Source organism: Caulobacter sp. SLTY (assembly GCF_009905535.1).
Taxonomy (GTDB): Bacteria; Pseudomonadota; Alphaproteobacteria; order Caulobacterales; family Caulobacteraceae; genus Caulobacter.
Genome location: NZ_JAAALA010000080.1, coordinates 1 through 1,451 on the forward strand (window position 1 = coordinate 1; position 1,451 = coordinate 1,451).

Genomic DNA, 1,451 nt, shown 5'->3' on the forward strand with positions numbered 1-1,451 from the left:
CGGTGGGGGGGACCCCCTCGGTTTGGCTCGCTTGCAGCGCTCGCCAAATCCACTCCCCCATTTCATGGGGGAGAGCGGGGCGGGGTGGTTTCGCTCTCCGCCCGCTTGCGGGCGGAGGACGGTTCGGAGCGTGAGCGACGGACCAGGAGGCGGGCCCGTCGGCGGTTGGGGGGATAACCTTCGGGCGGACTTGCCCCCCCCCTGCTCTGTCGCTTGGAGGCTCCAGAGCGGTCCTCCCCCCGCAGGGCGGGGGGAGAGAGGACGCGCTGTCGGGCCGGTGTTTTTTGGAAGGTTTTGCTGATGTTGGTGGTGCGGCCTGCCGGGCCTTCGGATTTCGATACCCTTATGGAGCTGGCCGTCCTTTCCGGGCGCGGGTTTACCAGCCTGCCGGAGGATGAGCCGACGATTGCGGATCGGCTGGCGCTGTCGGCGGCGAGTTTTGCCGGGGAGGTGGCGGCGCCGGAGGCCTGGTACACCCTGATGCTGGAGGACACGGCGGATGGGGCCAACGCCGGGGTGGCCGGGGTGAAGGCCGGGGTAGGGCTGAAGCGGCCGCACTTTTCGCTGCGGGTGGTGACCCTGGCGCAGTCTTCGCCGACGCTGGACCTGCGGTTCGATCACCAGGCGTTGGTGATGGTCAACGAATGCGCCGGATGGTCGGAGGTGGGGAGCCTGTTCCTGCGGCCGGAGCGGCGCAAGGGCGGGGCCGGGCGGTTGCTGGCGCAGTCGCGCTACATGCTGATCGGGATCGATCCGGCCAAGTTCGCCGAGATGGTGCTGGCCGAGCTGCGCGGCTGGTTCGGGGAGGACGGGCATTGTCCGTTCTGGGAGCATGTATCGGGCAAGTTTTTCCCGTTGGCCTTTGATGAGGCCGACCGGATGAGCGCCTCGACCAACGGGCAGTTCATTCTGGATCTGGCGCCGCGCCACCCGATCTATGTCGGCCTGTTGCCGCAGGCGGCGCGGGAGGTGATCGGCAAGTGCCATCGCGAGGGCGAGGCGGCGCGGGTGATGCTGGAGCGGGAGGGGTTCCGGTTCCAGGGGCTGGTCGACCTGTTCGACGCCGGGCCGACGGTGAGCTGTCACCGGGACGACATCAAGACGGTGAAGGAGGCGCGGCGGCTGACCGTGGCGCTGGGCGGAGACGAGGAGGCCTATGGCGAGGAGGCGCTGGTTTCCAGCACCTCGATCGCCGGGTTCCGAGCCGTGCGGACGCCGGTGCTGGTCGATGGGCAGAAGGCGATCATGAGCCGGGAAGCGGCCGATGCGCTGCAGCTGGGCGAGGGTGAAGCGGTGAGTGTGAAGCTGTGACCAAGGGATTGTTGATCGGCGGGCGTTGGGTCGGCGGCGAGGGCGCGGGGTTCGAGAGCATCGATCCGGCGACCGGGGCGGCGGTCTGGGCCGGGGCGGGCGCGAGCGTCGGCCAGGTGGAGGCGGCGGTGGCGGCGGCG

General features: G+C 69.7%; 1 protein-coding gene. It reads left to right on the forward strand.

The window, feature by feature from the left end; translation table 11 throughout:
- The first annotated feature begins 300 nt into the window (after positions 1–300).
- Positions 301–1,311: an arginine N-succinyltransferase gene (locus GVN21_RS20315; protein ID WP_166576557.1), complete on the forward strand. Its 1,011-nt coding sequence runs from the start codon at positions 301–303 to the stop codon at positions 1,309–1,311.
- The last annotated feature ends 140 nt before the right edge of the window (positions 1,312–1,451 follow it).